The organism is Streptomyces sp. NPDC054975 (assembly GCF_053609105.1).
In genome coordinates, this window is the sequence record NZ_JBSGWV010000001.1 from 125,152 (window position 1) to 149,100 (window position 23,949).

Genomic DNA, 23,949 nt, shown 5'->3' on the forward strand with positions numbered 1-23,949 from the left:
ACCACCCGTCCCGTAGAACGATCACAGGAGACCCATGTCGAACGACCCGACGCCCGCCGACCCGACGGCTGACGCCATCACCACCGGCACCACCGCCGACACCCCCACCGAGGAGCTGCCCACCCTGCCCACCGACCGCCGCACCGGCTGCCCCTTCGACCCGCCCGCCGAGCTGACCGCCCTGAGCGACAAGCCGTTACGCCGTATGCGCTACGCCGACGGGCACATCGGCTGGCTGGTCACCGGGCACGCCGCGGCCCGGGCGATCCTGGCCGACCCTCGCTTCAGCTCGCGGTACGAACTCATGCATGCGCCGATGCCGCTGGAGGGGGCGCCGGAGGAGCTGCCGCCGGCGCTGGTCGGCGACATCATCGGCCTCGACGCCCCGGAGCACACCCGTTACCGGCGCCTGCTCACCGGCAGGTTCACCGTCCGCCGGATGCGCCAACTCACCGAGCGGGTCGAGCAGTTCACCCATGAGCGGCTGGACGCCATGGAACAGGCCGGGCCCACGGTCGACCTGGTGGAGGCGTTCGCCCAGCCCGTGCCCGCGCTCATGATCTGCGAGCTGCTCGGTGTGCCGTACGCCGACCGGGAACGATTCCAGAGCCAGGTGGCGACGCTCCTCGACCAGAAGGCGGACGCGGAGGCGATCGGCGAGGCCTACATGGCGCTGATCCAGTACCTGAACGAACTGGTCCTCGCCAAGCGCGCCGAACCCACCGACGACCTGCTCAGCGATCTGACCACCTCCGACCTGACCGACGGGGAGCTGGCCGGAATCGGCGGGCTGCTCCTGGCCGCCGGGCTCGACACCACCGCGAACATGCTCGCACTCGGCACCTTCGCCCTGCTGAGCAACCCGGACCAACTCGCGGCGCTGCGCGCCGACCCGGGCCTCGCCGAGCAGACCGTGGAGGAGCTGCTGCGCTACCTGAGCGTGGCCGACCCGCTGCCGCGCGCGGCGCTCGAGGACGTCGAGGTGGACGGCCGGCTCATCAAGGCGGGCGAAACGGTGACCATCTCCGTACAGGCCACCAACCGCGACCCGCTCAAGTTCCCCGAGCCCGACCGGCTCGACATCCACCGTCGGGCCGTCGGTCACCTGGCCTTCGGCCACGGCGCCCACCAGTGCCTGGGCCAGCAGCTCGCCCGGGTCGAGATGGCCGTCGCCTTCCCGGCGCTCTTCGCCCGCTTCCCCACCCTGCGCCTCGCGGTGCCGCCGGAGGAGGTACCGCTGCGCGACCGCTCCAACATCTACGGTGTGATCAGCCTGCCTGTCACCTGGGACAAGGAGTAGCCTCATGAGCGACCCACGAGAGCCACTGCGCCTGAACGTCGACCGTGACCGCTGCGCCGGCGCGGGCATGTGCGCCCTGACGGCCCCGGACGTCTTCGACCAGGACGACGAGGAAGGCCTGGTGGTACTCCTCCAGCCCACCCCGGCCCTCGAAGACCGGGCCGCCGCCCGCATGGCCGCCGGCCTCTGCCCCGCCGAGGCCATCACCTTCTACTCCCCGGACTCCAGAGGCGCGTAACCACCGCGCCTCCCTCCTCCGGGACCGAGAACCCGCACCGCATGCCGGTGGGGGCTCTCGCGTCGTACGGGCCGGTCCGATAATCGGTAGGGCCCGCTCGCACCGTCAGGCACAATGCCCTCGATGATCCCCACTGCCGACGAGCTGCTCGCCGTACTCGATCCCCTCCCGCACGCCGCCCGGCTCCGGCACACCGCCGTCACCGCTCGTCGGCTCGCGGCCCGAGGCGCACTACGGCCCCTCCTCGCCGCCCTCGACGCGCGCGGTCCGTACGAGCGCCGCCTTGCCGCGCTGGCGGCCCTGACCGCAGGGGAGCTGGGGCACTTGGCGCCCCGGCTCGGCGACCCGGACCCGGTGGTACGCCGTTACGCGCTGCGCGGCGCCCGGCGCCTACCCGTGCCGGACGCCGCTGTCGAGGCCGCGTACGACGACGCGCCCGCCGTGGTCCGCGCCGACCTCGCGCGGCTGCTGCGCGACGGTCGGCGGCCCGAACTCGCCGAGCGGCTCGCCGTTCGCGTCCGTACGGAGTACGGCGACCAGGACGCGGCCCGCCTGCTGCCGGGCTGCTCGCCGGAGTTCACCGCGCGGCTGCTGCCCGAACTCGCCGGGGCACTCGCGTACGAGGACTGGAGCACGCTGGCCGTCCGCCACCCCGTCGCCGTCCTCGACCAGGCGGAGCGGGAACTGAGCGACCTCACCGCGCGGCTGCGCGACAGCTGGTGGAGGCGGCACGCCTCCGGGATCGCCGCCGCCCTGCCCGCCGCGCCGGCACGCGTGTTGGACCTGCTGGAACGGTACGGCCCCGACAACCTGCCCGGGCCGGTGCACGAACGGTTGGGCGACCTCGTCCGGTGCGACGCCGAGCGCGTCGCGCGCTGGCTGGCCGACCCGGACCGGGCGGCCGCGCGCTGGGAACGGACACCCGGCCGGGCGGTCATGCGGCAGCTCGTGGTGGCGGACCCGCCGTCCCTGCCCAGGCTCGGGGCCCGGTGGTTCCACCGGGAGGCCTTCGACGTACTGCTGCGGTCGATGGCCCCGGCGCGCCGGGCGGATTTCGTGGACGCCGTCTTCGCCGCGGGCGATCCCCGCAGGACTGTGCGCGCCCACGCGGGCGTGCTCGCCCTGCTCCCGGTCGCAGAGCGGCACACCCGGGCCCGTGCCGCGATCGAGGCGTTGCGGGCCGAACGTGACAACAGCTGGGACCTGTGGGGCCTGCTCGCCCTGCTGCCGCCCGCCGAAGCCCGTCCCGAGCTCATGGCCGCGCTCGGTACCGGTGACGCCGACGAGCGCGGGGTCGTCTGGGACCGGCTGGCCGCCAACGCCGGGCAGAGCCGGGATCCGGCGCAGGTCGCCGAGGTCCTCACGCTGGCCGCCGGCCGACTGACCAACGAGCGCGATCCCGTACGTGGGGAGGTCCTCTCCGCCTTCGCCGAGCTGCCGACGCCCCTGCTCGTGGCAGCCCTCGGGGCAGGTGGGTGCGACTCCCTGGAGCGGTTGTGCCTGGACTCCCTACGGGCCCGGGACTGTTCACCCCTGACCCGGGACACGATCCGGACACTGGCCGTGACTCTGCTCGCCGCCGTGGAGGGGGCCGCGGCCGACGGCACGCGCACGGATCCCGGTGCCGGTGCCGCTCTGCGGACCGCTGTACGCGTCGTGGAGGCGCTGACCGCTCACACCGGCACCGTGGAGTTCGGCCGCCCGGGCACCCTGCGCCTGCGCGACGGCGGGATGAGTGCCGTACTCGACGCCCTCCGCCCGTGGCTGGACCGGGCCGCCGCCCGTGGGGACGTCGTTCCCCTGCTCGCGCTGGTCATGTCCTGCGGACGCCGCGCGTACGAGATCCCAGAACTGCAAGACCGCCTCGAACAGGCCCTGCGCACCTGCCCGGACGGGGCTTTCGGCGATGTCGCCGCGGCCTGGCTGGCCGACCCCGCGACCCGTGGGGCCCGCGTGGCAGACCTGCTGGCGCGGGAGCCCTCCGCGGTCTTCCTGCCTCCGGTGCTCGCGGTCCTCGCCGCCGAGCGCACCGACCTGCTGGACCGCGCTCTGCCGCCCGAGATCCCGCTCCGGGGCGGCCGGTTCCCGATGGCCGGCACTCCCCGGCCGCTGCCGCCCTTCCGGTACGCCGACCGGTGGCTGCCCCGGCAGCAGCGGGCCGCAGTCCGGCTGGCCTCCGACGTCATCGCCGATCCCGGCAGAGGCATCGACGAACGGGCCGCGGTCCTCCGTGCGGTGGCCCCGATACCGGAGCACGGACGGGCCCTGCTCCAGCGGTACACCGCCTCCGCGCCGACCTCACCCGGGCCCGAGGTCTCGGAGGCGCCCACGGCCGGCGCCGCCGAGTCCGCTCTGACGGTGGCGGCTCTGGACGCGGCCGCCCACACGGACGACCCTGCCTCGGCCCTCGCCGCCCTGCTCGACCACGTCGGCGACGACCGGGCCGGGGCCGCCTGGTCCGCCGCCGGCCGCGCCGCTGCCCACGCCCGGCCCACCGAGGTCGCGGCCCTGCTCCATGCCGTCCTGACCCGCGAGAACGGGGTGAAGGTCACCGTACGGAAGACGGCCGCCCGGCTCGCCGCCCGCCACCTGCCCCAGGGCGCCGCCACCGCGCTGCTGTCCACCGTCGGCCGCACCCCTGGTATCCACCCGGATGTGCGGGCCACCGTCGTCGGTCTGGCCACGACGCTGCTGCCCGCCCCGGAGATGTGGGCGCTGTTGGAGTCGGCGGCCACCGACGGCCCGGCTGTCGCCCGGCGCACACTGCTGGACGTGAACCCGGCGGAGCTGGCCCCGGCGCACCGGTCGCGGTACGGGGAACTCGTCGCCCGGCTGCCCTTCACCTCCGACGAAGAGGTCGCGGACCAGGCCCTGTTCAGCCTCCCAGACTGGGCGCCGTACACGCCTGCGGCCGCGACGGCACTGGCGGACGTCTACACCGACCTCGCCCTGCCCCTGAGTGTCTGGCGGGTGAGCTACGGGCTGACGGAGCTGGCCCAGTCCGAACTGCCCCACCCGATCGGCGGCGTGGAGCCGGGCAGCCTTCTGGCCGACGTCGTGGACCGGCTGCTCGTCCTCGTCGCGGCCGGCGAACCGGAGGGCGGCGGACGCGGTGGGGATCTACCGGCGCGCCGTCGCCTGCACTCCCTGCTCTGCTCGTCGATCCGGGACCGCCGGATGTGCGCCACCCTGGCACGGCGGCTGGCAGCCGAACCGGCCGTCACGGCCACCCGCACCGCCCTTCTCGTACGGGCGATCGACCTGGACGCGGCCGAGCCCGATCTGATGCTTTCGCTCCGCGAGCTGACGGCCGCGATCGGGGGCCGCCCCGTCCTCGCGGCCCGGGTGGCCGAAGACCTGGAGGACGCGCATCGGAACGGCAGTCCGCTCTCCGACCCCGCCGCCGCCCACGCCGCGGTCCGCGCCCTGAGCGGGGACGGCGGGCTGGTGGAAGGCCTCCTCGCCGTCGCCCTCGCCACGGCCCTCGGCTCCCGCCAGAACTGGCCGGACATCTGCCGTACCGCCGTCGTCGGCCTACGCCGCCACCCTGAGCTGGAGGTCCGGGAGGCGGCGTACGCCACGACCGTGGGCGGGGGCTGATTCATCCGGCAAGTTCGACTCTGTCCGACTCTGTTCTGACCTATCCCGCTCCACCCGGCCCTATCCGGATCTGTCTGGCTTCGTTCGCGCGGAAGGCGCGTCGGTAGGCGGCCGGCGTCGTGCGCAGGGCCTCGTGGAAGCGTCGGCGCAGGTTGACGGCCGAGGAGAGGCCGACCCGGCGCGCGATGGTCTCCACGGGCAGGTCGGTCTCCTCCAGCAGCGCCCGGGTGGCGGCGATCCGCCGGTCCAGCAGCCAGCGTCCGGGGCTGATGCCCAGTTGTTCGGTGAAGCGCCGGGTCAGTGTGCGGGCCGAGACCTGGGCGCGGAGCGCCATCTCGGCGACGCTGACCGGCTGGTCAAGGCGCCCGGCGAGCCACTCCAGCAGCGGGGCCAAGGAGTCGGTGACCGGTCCGGAGGCGGGCAGTTCGGCGTACTGCAGCTGGCAGCCCTCCCTGTGCGGCGGCATCACCATCCGCCGGGCGACCCGCATCGCGTACGCGGCGCCCTGGTCGGAGCTGACCAGGTGCAGGCAGAGGTCCACGCCGGCCGCCGATCCGGCGCTGGTGGCGACGTCGCCGTGGTCCACGTAGAGCACCGCAGGGTCGACCCGGACCTGCGGGAACCGGGCGGCCAGTTCGGCGGCCCGGGCCCAGTGGGTGGCGGCCCGCCGGCCGTCCAGCAGGCCGGCGGCCGCGAGCACGAAGGCGCCCGAGCAGATGCCGACGATCCGCGCCCCGCGTCGGTGCGCCTCGCGGACCGCCTCGGCCACCTCCGGCGGCACCTCCGCGCCGACCGGCTCCTGCCAGCCGGGGACCAGGACGGTGTCGGCACGCTCCAGCGCGTCCAGGCCCGCCGTGACCAGCAGGTCGTAACCCGCCTCGGTACGCACCGGGCCGGGGCGCTCGGTGCAGACCTCGAAGGCGTACCGGGCGGGGGTCGCCGGGTCGTGGTCGCCGAACACCTCGGTCGCGCAGGCCAGCGGAAACGTCGACTGCGGGGGCCTCAGCAGAGCCACCACCCGGTGCGGCGCCGGGGACTTCGGCAGCGAACGAGGCGTCATGGCGCGAAAGTACCCCATCATGTCGTTCAGGACACTGGGACCGGTCGATTGGTCCACACCAATATCTCTGGTGTGACCACGCAGACGCACCAGCAGACCCGGACGGCCCGCCCGCCCGACCGACTCCCGCTGTGGGACCGGAGCTTCACGCTCTTCTTCACCGCCCGCACGATCTCGCTCGTGGGCGACGCGATGATGCCGGTGGCCGCCGCGCTCGCCGTCGGCGCGCTGTACGGGATCTCCGGGGTCGGCTACGTCCTCGGCACCTGGACCGGGACGTTCGTCCTCCTGGTCCTGTTCGGCGGAGTGCTCGCCGACCGGTTCGGCGCGCGCCGGATGATGGTCGGCGCGGACCTCGTCCGGGTCCTCACCCAGGGTGTACTGGCTGCCGCGTTCTTCGCCGGTACGCCGCCGTTCTGGCTGCTGGTGACCATGGCGGCCCTGGCCGGCGCAGCCGTCGCGATGTTCCTGCCGGGGGCGAACGGCATGATCCCGTTGGTCGCGGCCGAGCCGCAGCGGGCCAACGCCACGCTCAAGGTGGCCGACGCGCTCGCCCACCTGGTCGGCCCGGCCTTGGCGGGGCTGCTGATCGCGGTGACGAGCGCCGGGACCGTGTACGCGATCGACGCCGGCACCTTCCTGCTCAGCGCCCTGTGCCTGGCGCTCGTCCGGCTCGCCCCGGCCGCCGACCCCCCTTCCCGCAGCGGGAGTTCACTCCGTCGCGACCTGCGCCAGGGTTGGCAGGAGTTCCGGGCACGCACCTGGATGTGGGCGGTGATCCTGATCTGGGTGGTCTTCGGAGTGCTGCTCTTCGGCCCGCTGGTGCCGCTCGGTTCGGCGCTCGTCGGCGACCGGCTCGGCCCGAACGCGTACGGCCTTGCGGTCTCCTTCCTCGGCGTCGGTACGGTGCTCGGCGGCCTGCTCGCCCTGCGGCTGCGCCCGGCCCGGCCACTGGCGGCCGGAGCGGTGGCGATGGTGCTGTACACCGTGCTGCCGCTCTGCGTGGCGCTCGGTACCCACCTGCCCGTACTGCTGGCCGGTCATGTCCTCGGCGGCGGAGCGTTGGCGTTCTGGTCGGTGATGTGGGCGACGAGCGTCCAGACCCACACCCCGCCCGCGGTGCTCAACCGGGTCTCCGCGTACGAGCTGGCCGGCTCGGTGTCCGGCATCGCGCTCGGCCAGATCCTGGCGGGCCCGGCCCTCACCCTGGCCTCCCCGGGGCGGTTGCTGCTGGTCTCGGCGGGCGCCTGCCTGACCGGCTGCGTGGCGCTGCTCGCGATCCCGGCGATCCGCACCCTACGCCGTGCCGCCCCCATGGACAGCGACAAGTTCGCAGCACCGGCCGGTACACGCGGCGAATGACCACGCGGCTGCGTCGCGCTCACCGCCTGGCCGCGCGGGATGCCGGGCTCAGCGCAGTCGGCGGGCGCGGAGGACCACGTCGTCGGTGTGGTGCGCGCCCGCGCCCCCGTCGGGGATCACCCGTGGCCGCTGTTCGTCCACCTCCACCTCCCAGTCGTCGTCGAGCAGAGCGGCGACCATGGACGGCCAGACGTAGTCGGCCGGGTCGAAGCCGCTGTCGTCCGGCTGCTGGGTGTCCATCCCCGCGTGGTGGACGACCAGCAGCACGCCGCCGGGCGCGACGGCCGTGATCAGCGCTCGCTCGGCCGCGGCGTCGGGGGTGCGCAGCAGGGCAGGGTACTGGGCGGAGACCAGGTCGAAAGAGGCGGGCGCGAGCCCCGCCTCCGTCAGCTCGGCATGGACCCAGCGCACAGCGAGGCCGGCGTCCCGCGCATGCCCGGCCGCCCGCTCCAGCGCCACGCCCGACACCTCGAGCGCGGTCACGTCCCACCCACCGCGGGCGAGCCACACGGCGTCCGCGCCCTCACCGCACCCGACGTCGAGCACCCGCCCCGGCGTGAGCCCGGCGACCTCGGCCACCAGAGCACCGTTGGGCCGACCGCTCCACAGCTGGTGCCGGTCGGCGTAACGGCTGTCCCACTCCGCCCGCACGGCGGGGTCTCCCATGTACCCGCCTGCGGGCGAGGGGGAGCCGGCCTCGGGCGATCCTGTCGCGATGTTGTCCGTCATGCCCCCACCGTCACCGAACACATCCCGGCCACGCCACTCCTGTTGCCGTTCCGGCAAACCCACGCCCGCAGGGCAACGCCAGGCCTGGGACGAGGCGGGGTGACGGCGCCCTCGGACGGTTTCGACAATCGTCACGCATACGTTCTGAAGTGCCGGGCACGCGAACCTCAGCCCCGGACGGGCCCGGAACCCAACTCAGGCCCGTCCTCCAGGCCTCAGAGGCGGGAACATGGACGCGACTGACGACGAGAAGAAGAACACGACCGGACAACTCGACATCGCCACGGCGATGCGCCGCGCCTCCGCGCAGCTGTCGGAGCTTCTGCGGTGCGAACCCGGATCCGTCTCGGCGGTGAAGGCGACCGAGGAGGGGTGGTCGGCCGATGTGGAAGTCGTCGAGCTGGAGAAGATCCCGGACACGATGAGCGTCATGGCCTCGTACCACGTCGCTCTCGACACCGAGGGCCGGCTCGTCGCGTACGAACGCACACGGCGTTACGCCCGAGGTCAGATCGACCGCCGCTGATACGGCGGTGACCGGCGTCGGCCTTCCCGCGACGGAACGTCGGGCGCTCACGCGTCGACAGACGCGCTATCGGAAGGAGTTCATCGTGACACTCGTCCAACAGAGCAGTACGACGAGCAGCGGAAGCGGCTCGGGAAACCTTTATGACGTGCTGGAACTCATCCTCGACCGCGGACTCGTCATCGACGCCTTCGTCCGCGTCTCTCTCGTCGGGATCGAGATACTCAAGATCGATGTCCGCGTGGTGGTCGCCAGTGTGGACACGTACCTGCGGTTCGCCGAGGCGTGCAACCGGCTGGACCTGGAGTCCGGCCGCAAGGCGCCCACCCAACTCACCGACATCGTCGGTGAGATGACCGAGAGCGGCGCCAAGGGGAAGTCGAAGGGCGCGCTGACCGGCGCCGTCGAGGCGTTCACGGACTCCCTGCAGAGCAAGCGTGAGGAGTCCGAGGAGGAGACCAGGAAGCGACCGGCGCGGAAGTCCACGTCCAGCAGGACGTCCAGCTCCCAGCGAAGTGAGGAGTAGCAGATGCCGACCTATGTGTACGCCATCACCGGCGTCGACCACCCATTGCGTCTGGACGAGCTCCACGGTGTGGGCGAACCACCCGCGCCGCTGCGGACCGTCACGACCGGCGACATCGCCGCGGTCGTCAGCGACGCCCCCGAGGGCCTGCGGGCCAAGCGCCGTGACGTCCTGGCCCACGAAGGCGTCCTCGAAACCCTGATGGCGGACGGCGCGACGCTGCCGATGCGCTTCGGCCTGCTCGGCCCGGACGACGAGAAGGTGGCCGAGGCGCTGGCGCAGGACAGCGACGCCTACCGTGCCCGCCTCGCCGAACTCGCGGGGCACGTCGAGTTCAACCTCAAGGCGGCCCGCGACGAACAGGACATGCTGCTCGAGATCGTGGCGGAGTCCGACCAGATCCGGGAGCTCAACGAGCGGACGCGGTCGGGAGCGGCGGGCCAGGACGAGCGCATCGCCCTGGGTGAGCTGGTCGCCGGACAGGTGGCCGAGCGCAGCGAGGCGCAGGCCGGGAAGACCATGGAGCGCCTGCAGCCCCTGGCCGCCCGTGTCGCGCGCGGCGAGCCGGGCCCGAGCCACTTCCTGAACGTGTCGTTCCTCGTCTCGGCGGAGACCACGGAGGAGTTCGTACGTGCTGTCCGGGCGGAGGCGGAGCGCCAGGGCGACGCCTGCACCTTCACCCTGACCGGGCCTCTGCCGCCGTACAGCTTCGTGTGATGCATCGGACGGACGCCGGGCAAGCAGCCGGCGTACCAGGGAGGGAGACGCGGCCGTGGGACTGCTCACCGGCATTCTGACCCTGCCGCTGGCACCGCTGCGCGGCACCGCGTGGGTGGTCGACCAGGTGTTGCTCACCGCGGAACGGGAGTACTACGACCCCGAGCCCGTACGGGCCCAACTGGCCGCGCTCGTGGAGGACCTGGCGAACGGCCGCGTGGACGCGGAGGAGTTCGACCGACGCGAGGACGCCCTCCTGGACCGCCTCGACGAGATCGAGGCGTACCGAAGCGGGACGGAGAACGGTTCATGACGAGAAGCAGGAACGAGGTGGCGGAGAACCCCGCCATCGAAAGACTCAAGGAAGAACTGCGCCTGTACCTGACCGCCCGTGCCAAGGGCGCGGTCACCCGGCTTGGGCAGCGCCTCGGCGAAGGCGTCGCCCGGCTCGGGGCCGCGAAGGACAGGACCAAGGGACTTCGTGGCGGTGGCCGCACGTCGGGCGCAGGCACCGGGAAGAGCGTGACGATCGTCGAGGACATCGATGTCGGAGTTCCGGTGCGCGAGGCGTACGACCGGTGGACGCAGTTCCAGGAGTTCAGCACCTTCGCCAAGGGGGTGGTGGACGTCACCGAGGAGGTCCCCGACGAACGCATCGCGTGGACGGCGGAGGGTGCGAAGGGAACGGTCCGGGGAGTGGTGACCTTCCACCCCCTCACCGACGACCTCACCCGGGTCCTGCTGGTGCTGGAGTACTTCCCCAAGGGGCTCTTCGAGAAGGCGGGCAACATCTGGCGCGCCCAGGACCGCCGCGCACGGCTGGATCTCAAGCTCTACCGGAAGTTCCTGATGCTGCGCGGCGAGGTCAGGGACGGCGAGGCCGTGGCCGACGACGAGGAGGCCGTCGAGGAGGCCGACGACGAGTCCTACGAGGTCCCGGCGAACGAGGCTGACGAGACCGAGGAGGTCGAGGACGCCGAGGAGGTCGAGGACGCCGAGGACGAGCCGCGCGCATCGGGGGGCCGCTCCCGGCGCCGCGCTTCCGTCGCCAACTGACCGAGAGCAGGAGCACACCCACAGAACAGGGGCGCCAACGTGTCCGATTCCTTCGCGGGACGCCTACCGGCTTCACCGCATGCCGCATCGCCGAGCAGTCGTCAGGGCTCGTCCGCGAACCTCGCGGACATCCTGGAACGCGTGCTCGACAAGGGCATCGTGATCGCCGGCGACATCCAGATCAATCTCCTCGACATCGAGCTGCTGACCATCAAGCTCCGTCTGCTGGTCGCCTCCGTCGACAAGGCGAAGGAGATGGGCATCGACTGGTGGGAGCACGACCCGTCGCTCTCCTCCCGCGCACGCCCGCCTCGCCCCGTCGACGGGAACGCCCCACGTGAGGAGCTCCTGGCGGACGAGAACGAGCGTCTGCGGGCCGAGCTCACGCGCCTGCGTGCCGCGGGCGGACCGGCAGGGAGCGAAGGGTGGCCGGAGGCGGTCACCCGCGAGGGAAGGGAGGAGGCATCGTGAGGACGCCTGATCCGACGCGCTCGGTGGTGTACGTGTACGGCATCGGCCGGGACGACGCGGACGTCCGCCGTCTCGCGGAGAGAGTGAGCGGGGTCGACGGACACGCTGTGGGCCTCGTCGCGGCCGGCGGCCTTGTCGCACTGACGTCGGTCGTACCGGCCGACGTGTTCGACGAGGCCGCGCTACGGCGTCAGTTGGAGGATCTCGCCAGGCTGGAGGAGATCGCTCGATCACACCATGCCGTCATCGACGCGGCGTTCGCGGAGTCCGTCGTGCTTCCCCTCAGGCTGGCCACGGTCTACCTCGACGAGAGCCGGGTGGCCGACATGCTGGTCCGACATCGCGCCCCCTTCACCGAGTTGCTGGCATGGCTGGAGGGCCACGTCGAGCTGGGGGTGAAGGTCCACGCGGACCCCGAGGCGAGGACGGCCGCGGGCGCGCCTCCGGAGGAACCGTCGGCCTCGACGCGTGCGACGAGCCCGGGGAGGGCCTATCTGGAGCAGCGCAGGCAGCACCGGCGTAGCACCGAGGACCTCTATCGGAGCGCCGGCGCCGTCGCGGTGGAGGTGACGAAGGTGGCGCAGGAGCGCGCCCGGGCCGCGGTCGTGCACCGCCCCCAACAGGGCGAACTGTCCGGTCGGCGCGGGGTCAACATCGCCAACCACGCGTACCTGGTGCCGATGGGGGCCGAGGAACGCTTCCGCGAGGACGTCGAGGCTGTGGCGCGTTCGGTCCCCGGCGTACGGGTGGAGGTCACCGGTCCCTGGGCTCCGTACTCGTTCGCGACGCCGGCCGTGGAAGAGCCGGACGTGGAGAACACGGACGGGAACCTGGCGCCGCGATGAGCACCCCCTTCACGGACGACGGCTCCCACGAGCCGAGCGAGCGCCTCTCCGGTCCTCCGGTGGCCCTCATCGACCTGCTGGACCGCCTCCTGACCGGGGGCGCGGTCCTGACGGGAGACCTGGTTCTCTCCATCGCCGACGTCGACCTGGTGCACATCAACCTGCGCGCGGTCATCCGGTCGATCAGCGGCGACGAACCAGCGCCCTGGGCACGCGCGTACGGTGCCGGCGAACCGCTCGTGGACGGCGAGCCGCTCGCTGACCGCGCCTCGATCCCAAGGAGGCCTCCGGGATGAAGGATCCGACGACCGCCGACGGCAACGCCGTGGCAGAGCGGCTGGCCATGGACCCCGACACGGTGGAACGCGACCTGATCAAACTCGTCCTCACCATCGTCGAACTGCTGCGCCAACTGATGGAACGGACCGCGGTTCACCGCGTCGACCAGGGCGACCTCGGCGAGGACGAGGAAGAACGCATCGGCATGACGCTGATGATCCTGCACGAACGCATGGAGGAGCTGTGCGCGCGATACGACCTGTCCATGGACGATCTGAACCTGGACCTGGGCCCGTTGGGCTCGCTCCTCCCCCGCGACGGCTCCGTTGACGCATTCGCCGTTTCACCGGCGAAAGAGAGGCAAGGAGGAAAGCCATGACTGCATCGAACGAAAGTGCCAAGAACTCCGGTAACACGACCACCAGGAAGTCGACGGCGAAGCGGGCGACGAGCACGGCCAAGCGCGCCGAGTCGAAGGCCACGGCTGCGGCGGGCGAGGCGGAGAAGTCCGCGTCGACGACGCTCAGCTCCGCGGGTGAGACGACCAGGCGGACCGGCCAGGCGGTGGCGAGCGGCCTGCAGGCGGGCCAGCAGGCCGTGACGGCGAACGCCGCCAAGGCGGCGACCGCGGCCACGGCGGCCTGGGCCGTCGTCAAGGAGAGGAAGATGATCGCGGCCGGGGCGGCGGCAGGTGTCGTGGGAGTCGCCGGCGCCGCGTTCGCGGTGGGGCGTTCGACGGCCAAGCCGGCCGTCGGTCCCCTGACGCGGCTCGTCGGCGGACGGATCTGACGACCTCACCGGATCCGCCTCCCGGCGCTAACGCCTCCGATCCGCCCCGTCTCCTCGGGGCGGATCGGCGCCGTTCGGGGGGCGGCTCCGTCAGTGGGAGCGGTAGTACGCCACGACGTCCTCGCGGTACTGACGGTCGGCGAGGTCCTTGTCGGCGAGGAACTGCGGCGCGTCCCTGACCTGTTCCTTGGACAGACCGAGGTGGATCGTGCTCTCCGCCGCGTCGACCCGCACCACCGCACGCGCGGGGATCAGCAGCTTTCCGAAGATCCAGGGCCCCGCGTCCAGAACCAGATAGGCGTCACCGGTCTCGTCGGAATGCTCGTCCACCTCGCCGACGTGACCGTCGGTCGCCTCGACCCTCCAGCCGGTCAGATCGGCACCCGCCACGTGACCGCACCGCGTGCCGTAGCTCCACAGGTCGTCCGTCATGCCGCCGCTCCTCTGCTTCTCGAATCGCCGCACCACGCTCGTACGGGCGAGGCGCCGCCACACGGCCCTCGGCGTTCGGGTGCCCCCGTCGTCCGGGCCCACACCGCGTGCGGTTGAGGTCGAGGCGCGGGGCGGGGTGGGTGCTCGCAGGATTTTTGGGCGGCGGGTTCTTGCGCGGCGGGGGCGGCATCTGCCCTCGGCGCCGTACCGCCCGGGTACGGCGCCTCAGCGCTTCAGTCGGTGTCAGTCGGCATCGCGTGCGATGTTCAGGGCGAGCGCCTGCAGAATGGCGTCGGTCGGCGTCTCGGGGTCCGTTTCGTCGTACGCGGTCGCCACCGTCTCGAAGGCAAGGACGAACCCGTTGATCAGGGCGCTCAGCGGGTCCGACAGCTGGCTCAGCACGGCCAGGCCGACCTCGCGCGGATCGTCGGTGCTGGGGACCACGAAGTGCGTGGGGATCACCTCGCCGAGCAGGCCGGAGACGTACTCCGCACCGACGCCCCCACGCAGCGCCGTGAGCGCCGCGATGGCCTTGAGCTGGATCTCGTTCTCGGTCATGCGGCAAGCGTATGAGCAAGCGGGCGCGCCGACGCGGACCGGCGGTCATGGCGCCGTCCGTTCCCCGCCTGTCGTACACCGGATTACGAATTGGCGGCTTGTGGCGCCGGAGCCGACCCGAGTCCGCGGCGTCGTCGTTGTCCGATGCGTGACTGCTCCGAACGACGCGTCCCTTCCCTCGTTCGCCGGACTGACAGGCGCCTACTGGCTCGAGCGACCTGCTCATGACGACGCGGAATGCGCTGACTGCCGACAGCTGATCAAGCCCCCGCCTCCGAGGACCTCGGCGGATGTGCCTGTCCTGCGGCTGCTGATGCTCGCCGCGGCCGGCGTCACCATCGCCGCCGCGCTGCTCGTCGTCGCCGTCGGTCGGGGCTGACGGGGCGGGCCGTGGCGCCCTGCGGCCGTTTGCGCGGTGCTGTGCAGGTAACGCGGAAGGGTGACGAAGCGTACGACCGTGACAGGAGGCGGTGGTCATGGCATTCGTCGAGGAGGGGCCCTACCGCTGGCGCATCGAGCAGCGGCCGGGCATGCGTGTGCCCGGCGTGGTGTTCGCCTCCCCCGAGCTGCTGCGGGACGCCGAACAGTCGCTGGAACAGGTCGCCAACGTCGCGACGCTCCCCGGCATCGTGGACGCCTCGTACGCCATGCCGGACATCCACTGGGGCTACGGCTTTCCCATCGGCGGTGTCGCCGCCACCGACATCGAGGAGGGTGGCGTGGTGTCGCCCGGCGGCGTCGGCTTCGACATCTCCTGCGGCGTGCGCCTGCTGGCCGCCGACCGCGAGCGGCGGGAACTGGATCCGGTGCTGCGGGCGGTCATGGACGGCCTCGACAAGGCCATCCCTCGGGGCGCAGGACCGGGCGGCGTGTGGCAGCTGAGCGGCCAGGGCGAGCTGGAGCGGGTGCTGCTGGGCGGGTCGCGGTACGCGGTGGAACAGGGGCACGGCCAGGAGCGCGACCTGCTGCGCTGCGAGGACGGCGGAGCGGTCGCGGGGGCCGATGCCGACCGGGTGAGCGAACGGGCGCGCGAGCGCGGACTCGGGCAGGTCGGAAGCCTCGGCTCCGCCAACCACTTCCTGGAGATCCAGCAGGTCACCGAGGTGTACGACGAGCAGGCCGCGACCGCCTTCGGAATCGCCCCCGACCAGGTGTGCGTCATGATCCACTGCGGTTCGCGCGGCCTCGGCCACCAGATCTGCTCCGACCATGTCCGTGCGATGGACCGGGCCATGGCCCGCTACGGGATCGATGTGCCGGACCGGCAGCTGGCCTGCACGCCGGTGCGCTCGCCGGAGGGCCGCGCCTATCTGGGGGCGATGTCGGCGGCCGCCAACTACGGCCGCGCGAACCGGCAGTTGCTGGCGGAGGCGGCGCGCCGGATCTTCCGTCGCGAGGCGAACGCCCGGCTGACTCTCGTGTACGACGTCTCCCACAACCTGGCCAAGATCGAGACCCACGCGGTCGGCGGCGAGCCGCGCTCACTGTGCGTGCACCGCAAGGGCGCCACCCGTGCCTTCCCGCCCGGCCACGCCGAGCTGCCCGCGGACCTGCGGGCGGCAGGGCAGCCCGTACTCATCCCCGGCACCATGGGGACCGCCTCGTACGTCCTCGCCGGAGTACCCGGCGGTGGTGCCTTCTTCTCCACGTGTCACGGAGCGGGCCGCGTGATGAGCCGTCACCAGGCGGCGCGCACGGTGGGCGGCAAGGAGTTGCGCGCCCGCCTGGAGTCCGACGGCATCGCGGTGCGCCCCAAGGGCTGGAAGGCCCTGGCCGAGGAGACCCCGGAGGCGTACAAGGACGTCGACGCGGTGGTGGCGGCGAGCGAGGGCGCGGGTCTGTGCCGCAGGGTGGCCCGCCTGGTCCCGCTGGGGGTGGTCAAGGGTTAGGCCTTCTTCCCGGGATCGTTCTCACAGGCGTGCGATAGGTTGCCCGCCATGGCTGATCTCGGACTCGCCGCCTGGCCACCTGCCCCGCTGAGAACCGAACGGCTCGTGCTCCGCGCGTCCGAGCCCCGGGACCGTGCGGCGTTCATCGAGCTCTTCGCGTCCCCAGAGGTGGGCACCTACCTCGGTGGCCCTCGACCGCGTGAGGAACTCGAACGCGCGGTCCCTGAAGTGCCCGGGCGGCGCCCCGGTCTCTTCGTGATCGATCTCGGCGGGGCGATGATCGGCGTGATCACGCTCGACCGGCGCGACGCGGAGCGTCCGGGCCATGTCCGCCCGGATGCCGCAGAGGCCGAACTCGGCTACATGCTCCTGCCGGAGGCGTGGGGACGCGGTTACGCCGCCGAGGCGTGCGCAGCGGCACTCGGCTGGTTCGCCGACGCGCTCCCCGGCGAGCCGGTGGTGCTCTGCACCCGGACCACCAACGACCGCGCGATGCGCCTCGCGACGAAGCTGGGGTTCACCGAGGTGGAGCGGTTCGAGGAGTACGGCGCGGAGCAGTGGTTCGGCCTGTGGTCCTCGGTCGCGCCGTCCGGTTGAGCGGGGCGTTCTCGCGGGCACGAGCGAGCCGGCAGCCGCTCCGCCGGAAAGGGCCGGCCGTGGTCGAGGCTCGTTCGCCACGCAGCCGCTTCAGGGGCCGTCAGACATCGATCGTCACCGCGCACGACCAGCCGTACGGGTCGGGGGCGAGATGCAGCTCGTTCCAGGACACGGCCTTCGGGACGGCGCCGGTAATGGGGAGCGACCTGACGTCCGTCATCGCCATCCGTACATCGAGGCCGCCGTCGATCGTCTCCGCCTCGACGTCCACGGGCACCTCGCCGTCCACCTCGAGCCGGAAGACGACCTCGTCCAGGAGCGCGGCCAGCAGGTCGTCGTCGCTTCCCTCGGCCATCTGCACCTGCCGCACGGCCCGCGCCCGTACCCCGGAGACGTCCGCGAAGCACTCGACCATGCCGAGAACCGCCTCCACCAGGCACTGCTCGCGGCTCGTCCCCCACGCCTCGATGCGCACGTCGGCCGTGTGCGGCACGGTCCGGTGCCCGCCCGCCCCGGGGCGCCTGACCTGTTCGCCGTTGCCCGTGTCGCCCACCATGCCCCTCGCCTGCCCGCCCGACGCGCCCCCATGCCTCTGCGGCGGCACCGTGCTCCACATCGGGTGGGATGGCCTCCGCCAACGGCACGCACGCCTTCTGCGGCCCCTGCGCGTTTGGTCCGTGCGCGCACGGATACTCGCGCGACATGGCACGGATGACGAAACGGCAGGGAAGGCACGGCGGGCACCCCCCGGCCGGCCAAGAGCCCGAGGCTGGGCGGGGGGCACGCGCCGGACCGGATGAGCAGGTGGAGCAGCGGGCGCCGGACAGCCCGACGGACCTGTCCAAACGCTCCTGGGGGACGGTGCTGAAGGGCACCTTGAAAGAGTTCAAGAAGGATGAGCTGACCGACCGGGCCGCCGCCCTGACCTACTACGGAATCCTGGCGCTGTTCCCGGCCCTGCTGGCGCTGGTCTCGCTGCTCGGGATCGTCGGCCAGTCGGCGACGCAGCAGGTGCTGGACAACATCCAGAAGCTCGCCCCGGGCGCGGCGCGGGACGTCCTCAGCAACGCGGTCAAGCAGATGCAGGGCAACGGCGGGCTCGGCTCGATCATGGCGATCGTCGGTCTGGCGCTCGCGGTGTGGGCGGCATCCGGCTATGTCGCCGCGTTCATCCGCACTGCGAACGCGGTCTACGACGTCCCCGAGGGCCGCCCCGTGTGGAAGGTACTGCCGGTCCGGCTCGGTGTGACCGTGGTGCTGATGGTCCTCGCGGTGATCAGTGCGCTGATCGTCGTGTTCACCGGCGGCCTGGCCCGGCAGGTCGGCACGGCGCTGGGAGTCGGGGACACCTTCTTGACGGTGTGGTCGATCGCGAAGTGGCCCGTGCTCGTGGTCCTGGTCACGATCATGATCGCGATCCTGTACTGGGCGACACCGAACGCGAAGGTGCGCGGCTTCCGCTGGATCACGCCGGGCAGCTTCCTGGCCCTGGTGATCTGGATGATCGCCTCGGCGGGGTTCGCGTTCTACGTGGCGAACTTCGGCTCCTACAACAAGACCTACGGCGCGCTCGCAGGGGTGATCATCTTCCTGGTGTGGCTGTGGATCACGAACCTCGCGATCCTGCTCGGGCTGGAGTTCGACGCCGAGATGAACCGGCAGCGCGCGGTGGAGGGCGGCCATCCCGCCGAGGAGGAGCCCTACGTCCAGCCTCGCGACACCCGGAAATGGGATGAGGAAGACCGCCGCCGTTTCGCACCTGAGAACGGAACGGCCCCGGACACGAGGGGCCCGGAGTCCCCCACTGGGGAGACCAACCATGGATCAGGGCACCGGGGACGCGTCGGCCCGGAACAGAAAGGGTGAACACCATGACCGCAGACGGCCCCCGCGGAGGCAACGCACCGCAGGAACCCGTCAGTGAGCTGGTCCAGCGAGCCTCGCAGCAGCTGTCCCAGCTGGTGCGCGACGAGATGCGCCTGGCGCAGGCGGAGATGACCCAGAAAGGCAAACGGTTGGGCAAGGGCGGTGGCCTGTTCGGCGGCGCCGGTCTGGTGGGTGTCCTGGCCCTGCAGGCGCTTGCGGCCACTGCGATCGCCGCCCTGTCGCTCGCGCTCGAGGTGTGGGTGGCGGCGCTGATCGTCACCTGCGTGCTGGCCGGTGTGGCCGCGCTCATGGCCGCGCTCGGCAAGCAGCAGATCAGCAAGGCATCCCCGCCCACGCCCGAGCAGACCAAAGACAGCGTGAAGGCCGATGTGGCGGAGATCAAGGAGAGGGCACAGCGATGACCAACGACAAGCCGCACACGGACAAGGAGACGCCGCCCACCCCGGAGGAACTGCGCGAAAAGGTCGAGGAATCGCGCCAGGAGCTGGGCGAGACGGTTGAGGCCCTCGCCGCGAAGGCGGACGTCAAGACCCGCGCCCAGCAGAAAACGGCTGCCGTCAAGGATCAGCTCAGCGAGAAGACCGCACGGACCAGGAACCAGCTGCGCGACAAAGCCGCCCATGCGGCACACGTAGTTCAGGACAAGACACCGGATCCGGTGCGTGCCAAGGCTGCTGCGGCCACCGAACAGATCCGCGACAAGGCATCCCATGCCGGACAGCTCGCTCGGGACAAGGCCCCGGAGCCGGTCCGGGAGAAGGCCGACCAGGGGATGCAGGTCGCGCGGGCCAACCGAGCTCCCCTGCTCGCCGCAGCCGGCGCACTCCTCGTCCTCCTGCTCATCCGCCGTTCACGGAGGAAGCGGTGAAAGCCTCGAAGATCGCCTACAAGCCGGTCGGCCTCGCCCTGGGCGCCGTCAGCGGCGTACTGGCCGGGGCCATGTTCAAGCAGGTCTGGAAGAAGCTCGGGCATAGCGAGGACGCCCCCGATGCCACCGACGAGGACCGCAGCTGGCGCGAGGTCCTGCTCGCCGCGACACTTCAGGGCGCGATCTTCGCCGCGGTCAAGGCCTCCGTGGACCGCGGCGGCGCCGCCGCCGTCCGCCGCATGACCGGCACCTGGCCGGGCTGACCGCTCCCCGCCGAGACCGTACTGGGTGCGCCGCGGGTCGAGGCGGCCAAGGACGAGGCGCTGTTCCTGGCCGGCGGCGAGCAATTGACCGTGGCCGTCTACAGCGCCTTCCTTGAGGAATTGGCCCAGTTCAGCGCACCCTCCCCGGGGCTTGAGCGGTGTCGCCGGCAGCTCCGGGGCCGGGAGCGGAGAGCCGCCGTAGCCCTTGACGGTCGCCGAACCTGGTGCCGGTCATCCACGCCTCTCGGGCTTCCTCGATGTCCTGCTGGGAGCGTCCGATCCAGTTCCAGAACAAAGCGCGGCACAGGAACGTTTTTGCAGGTCAAAGGGGTCTCGGATCGCTGACGGTCAGCAAACCGTCAGCATCGGCATCCGAGGAGTCCTGATCGCATGGCTGCCACGACACCGGCCCGAGGTATGGGCACCTTCTTCAAGGAGTGCGAGCACCCCGCAACCCGTTGGACCAAGTGCCCACACCTCTACGAGGTCCGCTACCGGGACCCGGGCGGCAAGCAGGTCGACGAGTACACCGACGAGTGGAAGGCCGGCCAGAACCGACCAACGACGTCTCCCTGAGCTGATCCCCCGAATACTGCGATACCCCATGAGACTCCCGTCTTCGGCGTCTCAGTCAAGCTGACGAACCGAAGCCGGCCGCCCAGGCGTCGGCCATGATCGATGAGACTTCCTGGCACCTCCAGATCAGCGACTGGATCTCGTTGCACGTCACCCGCGAGATGAGTCTCAATCAGACCTGACAGTGCGCAGGTCACAGCGCATCTCGATGGCATGGTCGATGAGACGGGACAAGGATCGTGTCAGGTTCGAGTGCCACCCGGTCTGAGCGCTTCCGGCCACACTCGGTCCGGGCCGGGCGGCGAGCCCGCTGCCCTGTTCGGCTTCGCGCACGCACCCACCGTCCGCCCCGGCTTCGAGCAGGCCGTCAATGCCCGGCTCTTCGGCCACCCAACTACCAGCACCCATCGTCGGCGGCGGCTGCACTGGGCGTCGACCGAGACAGCGATCGAGCAGGCCGGGCAGAAGGCGCCTGGCCGCCGAAGAGCGGGCAGCGCAAGCCGTCCCGGCAGCTCCTGACGCGCTGGGCACCCTTCCCGCCGTACACCTGTAAGCCTCAGTCAGGGAGGCTCTCGCGTCGGCCTGATGGCTCGCGTCACATGATGCGACAAGCCCGGCGTTTCGTCGGCACATCCCGCCTTGCCTGCCCTCAGCGTGTGGTGTGCTCGGTGATCCAGCGGGCGGCGAGGAGTCCGGAGGCGGCGGTGAGGACGGCAGCGGCGACGACGGTGGCCTTCAGGCCGAGCCAGTCGGCGAGTACGCCCGCCACGAGAGCTCCGGCGGCGTACCCGATGTCGCGCCAGAACCGGTACGTGCCCAGGGCGTTGGCCCGCCATGCCGGGTGGGCGTGGTCGGAGATGGAGGCGATGAGGGCCGGGTAGACCATGGCGGTGCCCAGGCCGAGGAAGACCGCGGACAGGATGCCCGCGAGCAGGGGCCGGTCGAGCAGGGCGAGGGCGAGGACGAATCCGGCGGCCTGGACGAGCATGCCGTGGACGATCAGCGGTTTGCGGCCGATGCGGTCGGCGAGGTGCCCCGTGGGGATCTGCCCGAGTCCCCACAGGATCGGGTACAGGCCCTTGATGAGGCCGACTGCGGCGAGTCCGAGGCCGTGGTCGGTGAAGAGAAGCGGGAAGACGCCCCAGGTGAGGCCGTCGTTGAGGTTGTTGATCAGTCCGGCCTGGCTGGCGCCGCGCAGGGAGCGGTTGTGCCAGGAGGTGCGGGTGAACGTGGCTTTCAGGCCGGTGTCCTCGTCCGAGGGCAGCGGCTTGGTGTGGTGGGCCAGCTCCAGGGCGACGTGGGCGGCGGTGTCGCGGACGACGAGGGCCAGGGCAAGGCCGGCGACGACGAAGACGACGCCGATGAGCTCCGGCACGGGGCGCAGGCCGTACGAGGTGGCGAGGTAGCCGGTGAGCAGGGCGGTCACGCCGACTGCGGTGTATCCGGCGGCCTCGTTAAGGCCGGTCGCCAGGCCGCGGCGTGAGGGGCCGACGAGGTCGATCTTCATGTTGACCGTCATCGACCAGGTCAGGCCCTGGTTCAGGCCGAGCAGGACGTTGGCGGCGACGATCCAGCCCCAGGACGGGGCGTAGGCGAGGGCGAAGGGGACGGGGATGCCGATCAGCCAGCCGGCCACCAGGAGCTGCTTGCGGCGGAAGCGGGCGGTGAGCGCCCCGGCGGCCAGGTTGGTCAGGGCTTTGGTGAGGCCGAAGGCGATGATGAAGGAGAAGATGGCCAGGTCGCTGGTGAGGCCGAACGTCTCGGAGCCGATGAGCGGGACGGTGGTGCGTTCCAGGCCGACCAGGCCGCCGACACAGACGTTGACGATGACGAGCAGCGTGAACTGCAGCCGGTTCTCGCGCAGTCCGAGCCGTACCGGCCGTCCGCCGGTGTCGGCCGAGGCGGTGGTCGTGGGGGGCGGGTTCACGGACGGGTGTCCTCCGTGCCCTGGACGAGCTTGTGGCCGTGGGCGGTGGCGTAGTCGGCCGGTCCGCCGTCGAGGACGGTGACATCGCGGTGGCCGGCTCGCTCCAGGAGGCTGGCGGCGGTCATGGCGCGCTCTCCGTGCCCGCAGGCCACGACCGCGCCCTCGGGGGCGTCGGAGGCGACGCGGGCGAGGCCGCCGAGTTCGATGTGGACCGCGCCGGGGACGTGTCCGGCGGCGAACTCCGACTCCTGCCGCACGTCCACATACGGGCGGTTGTCCGTCTGCTCGGCGGTGACGAAGGCCGTGGAGGCCAGCGGGTGACCGGCGGCGGTCCAGGCCGGAATGCCGCCGTCGAGGCGGCCGGCGAGCCGCTCGTACCCGATCTTGTACGCCTGCCAGACGAGCTCGCTCAGGTCCTGACCGTCGGCGGTGACGAAGGCGAGCGGGGCGGCCTCGGGCAGGAGCCAGCCGAGCCAGGTGGCGAACTGGTCGCGCAGCGGGATGGACAGCGAGCCGGGGATGTGGCCGGCGGCGTAGTCGGCGGCCGGTCGGACGTCGACGACGTGACACCCGTCGACCATCAGGGCGCGGACCTGCTGCGCGGGCAGGGCGGGCAGCAGCGGGTCCGTGGTCAGCACGGCGGGCCCGCGGCGGTTGATCTCCCCGAGGCGGTCGAAGTACGCGGGGTAGGTGCCCAGGCTCGCGATGAGCTGGGAGACGAAGGTGTCCTCGTCGGGCGCGGCAAGCAGCGGGTTGGCCTGCTTCTGCGCGCCGATGGTGGTGGTGCGCTCGGTTCCGGGCGGGGCGGAGCAGAAGGATCCGGCGCCGTGGGTGGGCCAGACCGCGGTCTCGTCCGGCAGTTCGGTCAGGCGCTTGATCGATCGGTACTGGGCGCGGGCCAGTTCCTCGGTGCGGTCGGCGCCGAGGAGGTCGGTGCGGGCGGCCGAGTTCACGATCAGCGAGCCGCCGGTGAACACGCCCAGCTGCCGGTTGCCGTCCAGCAGCAGGAAGGACAGGTGCTCGTCGGTGTGGCCGGGGGTGGCCAGAGCGCGCAGGGTCAGCCCGCCCAGGCCGACCTCGTCGCCGTCGGCGAGAGCGTGGTGGGGGAAGGTGCGGCGGCCGGCGGCGGAGGCGAGCACCGTGGCGCCGGTGTCGTGGCCGAGTTGGACGGCCCCGGAGAGGAAGTCGGCGTGCAGGTGGGTGTCGGCGGCGAACGCGATGTGCAGGCCGCGCCGCTCGGCGGCTGCGTGCAGGGCGCGCAGGTCGCGGCTGGCGTCGATGGCCAGGGCGCGGCCGTCGCCGAGGTCGAGAAGGTAGGCGCTGTTGCCCAGTCCTTCGTCGACGAGCGGGATGAGGTGATCGTCCGCGAAGCCCACGGCGTCCTCCAGGATCTTGAAACGGGGGTGTGTGGTCACGCCCCCACCGCCTCGCCTACAATAATCCATGGATTTATG

Annotated in this window: 29 protein-coding genes and 1 pseudogene; 22 read left to right on the forward strand and 8 right to left on the reverse strand. The window is 71.8% G+C overall.

Features of this window, described 5'->3' with window-relative positions; translation table 11 throughout:
• Nucleotides 1-34 precede the first annotated feature (34 nt).
• The 3 genes from ACWF79_RS00565 (at nucleotide 35) to ACWF79_RS00575 (ending at nucleotide 5,138) form a co-directional block, all read left to right on the forward strand.
• Nucleotides 35-1,300, forward strand: a complete 1,266-nt coding sequence (locus ACWF79_RS00565) for a cytochrome P450 (RefSeq protein WP_453725829.1) — start codon at nucleotides 35-37, stop codon at nucleotides 1,298-1,300.
• A 4-nt stretch (nucleotides 1,301-1,304) separates the two neighbouring features.
• Nucleotides 1,305-1,538 carry a ferredoxin gene (locus ACWF79_RS00570; RefSeq protein ID WP_453725830.1) on the forward strand — a complete coding sequence of 78 codons (234 nt, stop codon included), beginning with the start codon at nucleotides 1,305-1,307 and terminating at the stop codon, nucleotides 1,536-1,538.
• 123 nt (nucleotides 1,539-1,661) lie between these two features.
• Complete coding sequence (locus ACWF79_RS00575) at nucleotides 1,662-5,138, forward strand: hypothetical protein (protein WP_453725831.1); 3,477 nt, start codon at nucleotides 1,662-1,664, stop codon at nucleotides 5,136-5,138.
• A 40-nt stretch (nucleotides 5,139-5,178) separates the two neighbouring features.
• On the opposite strand, the gene ACWF79_RS00580 is transcribed toward ACWF79_RS00575, so the two are convergent.
• A complete protein-coding gene (locus ACWF79_RS00580) occupies nucleotides 5,179-6,198 on the reverse strand; it encodes a GlxA family transcriptional regulator (protein ID WP_453725832.1) in 1,020 nt (339 codons plus the stop codon).
• A gap of 72 nt (nucleotides 6,199-6,270) precedes the next feature.
• On the opposite strand from ACWF79_RS00580, the gene ACWF79_RS00585 reads away from it, so the two are divergent.
• On the forward strand, nucleotides 6,271-7,560 hold the full coding sequence (locus ACWF79_RS00585) for an MFS transporter (RefSeq protein ID WP_453725833.1): 1,290 nt from the start codon (nucleotides 6,271-6,273) through the stop codon (nucleotides 7,558-7,560).
• Between the two features lie 48 nt (nucleotides 7,561-7,608).
• Here the strand turns inward: ACWF79_RS00585 and ACWF79_RS00590 are convergent, their stop codons facing one another.
• Nucleotides 7,609-8,289 (reverse strand): class I SAM-dependent methyltransferase, encoded by a 681-nt coding sequence (locus tag ACWF79_RS00590; protein ID WP_453725834.1) that lies wholly within the window; start codon nucleotides 8,287-8,289, stop codon nucleotides 7,609-7,611.
• A gap of 229 nt (nucleotides 8,290-8,518) precedes the next feature.
• Here ACWF79_RS00590 and ACWF79_RS00595 point away from each other — a divergent pair, with 229 nt between their 5' ends.
• The 10 genes from ACWF79_RS00595 to ACWF79_RS00640 all read left to right on the forward strand — a co-directional run bounded on the left by ACWF79_RS00595 (nucleotide 8,519) and on the right by ACWF79_RS00640 (nucleotide 13,498).
• Nucleotides 8,519-8,815, forward strand: coding sequence for a gas vesicle protein GvpO (locus tag ACWF79_RS00595; protein ID WP_453725835.1), 297 nt, complete (start codon nucleotides 8,519-8,521; stop codon nucleotides 8,813-8,815).
• Between the two features lie 85 nt (nucleotides 8,816-8,900).
• On the forward strand, nucleotides 8,901-9,341 hold the full coding sequence (locus ACWF79_RS00600; protein ID WP_453725836.1) for a gas vesicle structural protein GvpA: 441 nt from the start codon (nucleotides 8,901-8,903) through the stop codon (nucleotides 9,339-9,341).
• A 3-nt stretch (nucleotides 9,342-9,344) separates the two neighbouring features.
• Nucleotides 9,345-10,058 (forward strand): GvpL/GvpF family gas vesicle protein, encoded by a 714-nt coding sequence (locus ACWF79_RS00605; RefSeq protein ID WP_453725837.1) that lies wholly within the window; start codon nucleotides 9,345-9,347, stop codon nucleotides 10,056-10,058.
• Nucleotides 10,059-10,113: 55 nt separating this feature from the next.
• The gene (locus ACWF79_RS00610; protein ID WP_453725838.1) at nucleotides 10,114-10,371 is read left to right on the forward strand and encodes a gas vesicle protein GvpG; all 258 of its coding nucleotides are present in this window, start codon (nucleotides 10,114-10,116) and stop codon (nucleotides 10,369-10,371) included.
• Nucleotides 10,368-11,114 carry a hypothetical protein gene (locus tag ACWF79_RS00615; RefSeq protein WP_453725839.1) on the forward strand — a complete coding sequence of 249 codons (747 nt, stop codon included), beginning with the start codon at nucleotides 10,368-10,370 and terminating at the stop codon, nucleotides 11,112-11,114. Before ACWF79_RS00610 ends, ACWF79_RS00615 begins: the two co-directional genes overlap by 4 nt.
• 141 nt (nucleotides 11,115-11,255) lie before the next feature.
• Entirely contained in the window at nucleotides 11,256-11,585 is a 330-nt protein-coding gene (locus ACWF79_RS00620; RefSeq protein WP_453725840.1) for a gas vesicle protein, read from the forward strand.
• On the forward strand, nucleotides 11,582-12,430 hold the full coding sequence (locus ACWF79_RS00625; RefSeq protein ID WP_453725841.1) for a GvpL/GvpF family gas vesicle protein: 849 nt from the start codon (nucleotides 11,582-11,584) through the stop codon (nucleotides 12,428-12,430). Before ACWF79_RS00620 ends, ACWF79_RS00625 begins: the two co-directional genes overlap by 4 nt.
• Nucleotides 12,427-12,726: a gas vesicle protein gene (locus ACWF79_RS00630; RefSeq protein ID WP_453725842.1), complete on the forward strand. Its 300-nt coding sequence runs from the start codon at nucleotides 12,427-12,429 to the stop codon at nucleotides 12,724-12,726. The genes ACWF79_RS00625 and ACWF79_RS00630 overlap by 4 nt, the downstream gene beginning before the upstream one ends.
• Complete coding sequence (locus ACWF79_RS00635; protein WP_453725843.1) at nucleotides 12,723-13,088, forward strand: gas vesicle protein K; 366 nt, start codon at nucleotides 12,723-12,725, stop codon at nucleotides 13,086-13,088. Before ACWF79_RS00630 ends, ACWF79_RS00635 begins: the two co-directional genes overlap by 4 nt.
• Entirely contained in the window at nucleotides 13,085-13,498 is a 414-nt protein-coding gene (locus tag ACWF79_RS00640; protein WP_453725844.1) for a hypothetical protein, read from the forward strand. The genes ACWF79_RS00635 and ACWF79_RS00640 overlap by 4 nt, the downstream gene beginning before the upstream one ends.
• A gap of 90 nt (nucleotides 13,499-13,588) precedes the next feature.
• Here the strand turns inward: ACWF79_RS00640 and ACWF79_RS00645 are convergent, their stop codons facing one another.
• Together ACWF79_RS00645 and ACWF79_RS00650 are read right to left on the reverse strand one after the other, a co-directional pair.
• A complete protein-coding gene (locus tag ACWF79_RS00645; protein WP_453725845.1) occupies nucleotides 13,589-13,930 on the reverse strand; it encodes a PRC-barrel domain containing protein in 342 nt (113 codons plus the stop codon).
• A 243-nt stretch (nucleotides 13,931-14,173) separates the two neighbouring features.
• Entirely contained in the window at nucleotides 14,174-14,488 is a 315-nt protein-coding gene (locus ACWF79_RS00650) for a hypothetical protein (RefSeq protein ID WP_453725846.1), read from the reverse strand.
• A gap of 148 nt (nucleotides 14,489-14,636) precedes the next feature.
• Between ACWF79_RS00650 and ACWF79_RS00655 the strand changes: the two genes are divergently transcribed.
• The 3 genes from ACWF79_RS00655 (at nucleotide 14,637) to ACWF79_RS00665 (ending at nucleotide 16,974) form a co-directional block, all read left to right on the forward strand.
• Nucleotides 14,637-14,867 (forward strand): hypothetical protein, encoded by a 231-nt coding sequence (locus ACWF79_RS00655; RefSeq protein WP_453725847.1) that lies wholly within the window; start codon nucleotides 14,637-14,639, stop codon nucleotides 14,865-14,867.
• 97 nt (nucleotides 14,868-14,964) lie between these two features.
• Nucleotides 14,965-16,377: an RtcB family protein gene (locus ACWF79_RS00660; RefSeq protein WP_453725848.1), complete on the forward strand. Its 1,413-nt coding sequence runs from the start codon at nucleotides 14,965-14,967 to the stop codon at nucleotides 16,375-16,377.
• Nucleotides 16,378-16,425: 48 nt separating this feature from the next.
• The gene (locus tag ACWF79_RS00665; protein WP_453725849.1) at nucleotides 16,426-16,974 is read left to right on the forward strand and encodes a GNAT family N-acetyltransferase; all 549 of its coding nucleotides are present in this window, start codon (nucleotides 16,426-16,428) and stop codon (nucleotides 16,972-16,974) included.
• Between the two features lie 100 nt (nucleotides 16,975-17,074).
• Here the strand turns inward: ACWF79_RS00665 and ACWF79_RS00670 are convergent, their stop codons facing one another.
• On the reverse strand, nucleotides 17,075-17,530 hold the full coding sequence (locus ACWF79_RS00670; protein ID WP_453725850.1) for an archease: 456 nt from the start codon (nucleotides 17,528-17,530) through the stop codon (nucleotides 17,075-17,077).
• Nucleotides 17,531-17,676: 146 nt separating this feature from the next.
• On the opposite strand from ACWF79_RS00670, the gene ACWF79_RS00675 reads away from it, so the two are divergent.
• The 4 genes from ACWF79_RS00675 to ACWF79_RS00690 are packed head-to-tail and all read left to right on the forward strand — an operon-like array spanning nucleotide 17,677 to nucleotide 19,992.
• Nucleotides 17,677-18,840, forward strand: a complete 1,164-nt coding sequence (locus ACWF79_RS00675; RefSeq protein ID WP_453725851.1) for a YihY/virulence factor BrkB family protein — start codon at nucleotides 17,677-17,679, stop codon at nucleotides 18,838-18,840.
• Nucleotides 18,841-18,845: 5 nt separating this feature from the next.
• Nucleotides 18,846-19,262, forward strand: coding sequence for a phage holin family protein (locus ACWF79_RS00680; RefSeq protein WP_453725852.1), 417 nt, complete (start codon nucleotides 18,846-18,848; stop codon nucleotides 19,260-19,262).
• A complete protein-coding gene (locus ACWF79_RS00685) occupies nucleotides 19,259-19,729 on the forward strand; it encodes a DUF3618 domain-containing protein (protein ID WP_453725853.1) in 471 nt (156 codons plus the stop codon). The genes ACWF79_RS00680 and ACWF79_RS00685 overlap by 4 nt, the downstream gene beginning before the upstream one ends.
• The gene (locus tag ACWF79_RS00690) at nucleotides 19,726-19,992 is read left to right on the forward strand and encodes a DUF4235 domain-containing protein (protein ID WP_453725854.1); all 267 of its coding nucleotides are present in this window, start codon (nucleotides 19,726-19,728) and stop codon (nucleotides 19,990-19,992) included. The genes ACWF79_RS00685 and ACWF79_RS00690 overlap by 4 nt, the downstream gene beginning before the upstream one ends.
• 141 nt (nucleotides 19,993-20,133) lie before the next feature.
• Here the strand turns inward: ACWF79_RS00690 and ACWF79_RS00695 are convergent.
• Nucleotides 20,134-20,287: pseudogene (locus ACWF79_RS00695) on the reverse strand (pirin family protein); the annotation flags it as partial.
• Between the two features lie 95 nt (nucleotides 20,288-20,382).
• On the opposite strand from ACWF79_RS00695, the gene ACWF79_RS00700 reads away from it, so the two are divergent.
• Nucleotides 20,383-20,568 carry a hypothetical protein gene (locus ACWF79_RS00700; RefSeq protein WP_453725855.1) on the forward strand — a complete coding sequence of 62 codons (186 nt, stop codon included), beginning with the start codon at nucleotides 20,383-20,385 and terminating at the stop codon, nucleotides 20,566-20,568.
• A gap of 649 nt (nucleotides 20,569-21,217) precedes the next feature.
• On the opposite strand, the gene ACWF79_RS00705 is transcribed toward ACWF79_RS00700, so the two are convergent.
• On the reverse strand, nucleotides 21,218-22,495 hold the full coding sequence (locus ACWF79_RS00705) for an MFS transporter (RefSeq protein ID WP_453725856.1): 1,278 nt from the start codon (nucleotides 22,493-22,495) through the stop codon (nucleotides 21,218-21,220).
• A complete protein-coding gene (locus ACWF79_RS00710; RefSeq protein WP_453725857.1) occupies nucleotides 22,492-23,910 on the reverse strand; it encodes an MBL fold metallo-hydrolase in 1,419 nt (472 codons plus the stop codon). Before ACWF79_RS00710 ends, ACWF79_RS00705 begins: the two co-directional genes overlap by 4 nt.
• Between the last annotated feature and the right edge of the window lie 39 nt (nucleotides 23,911-23,949).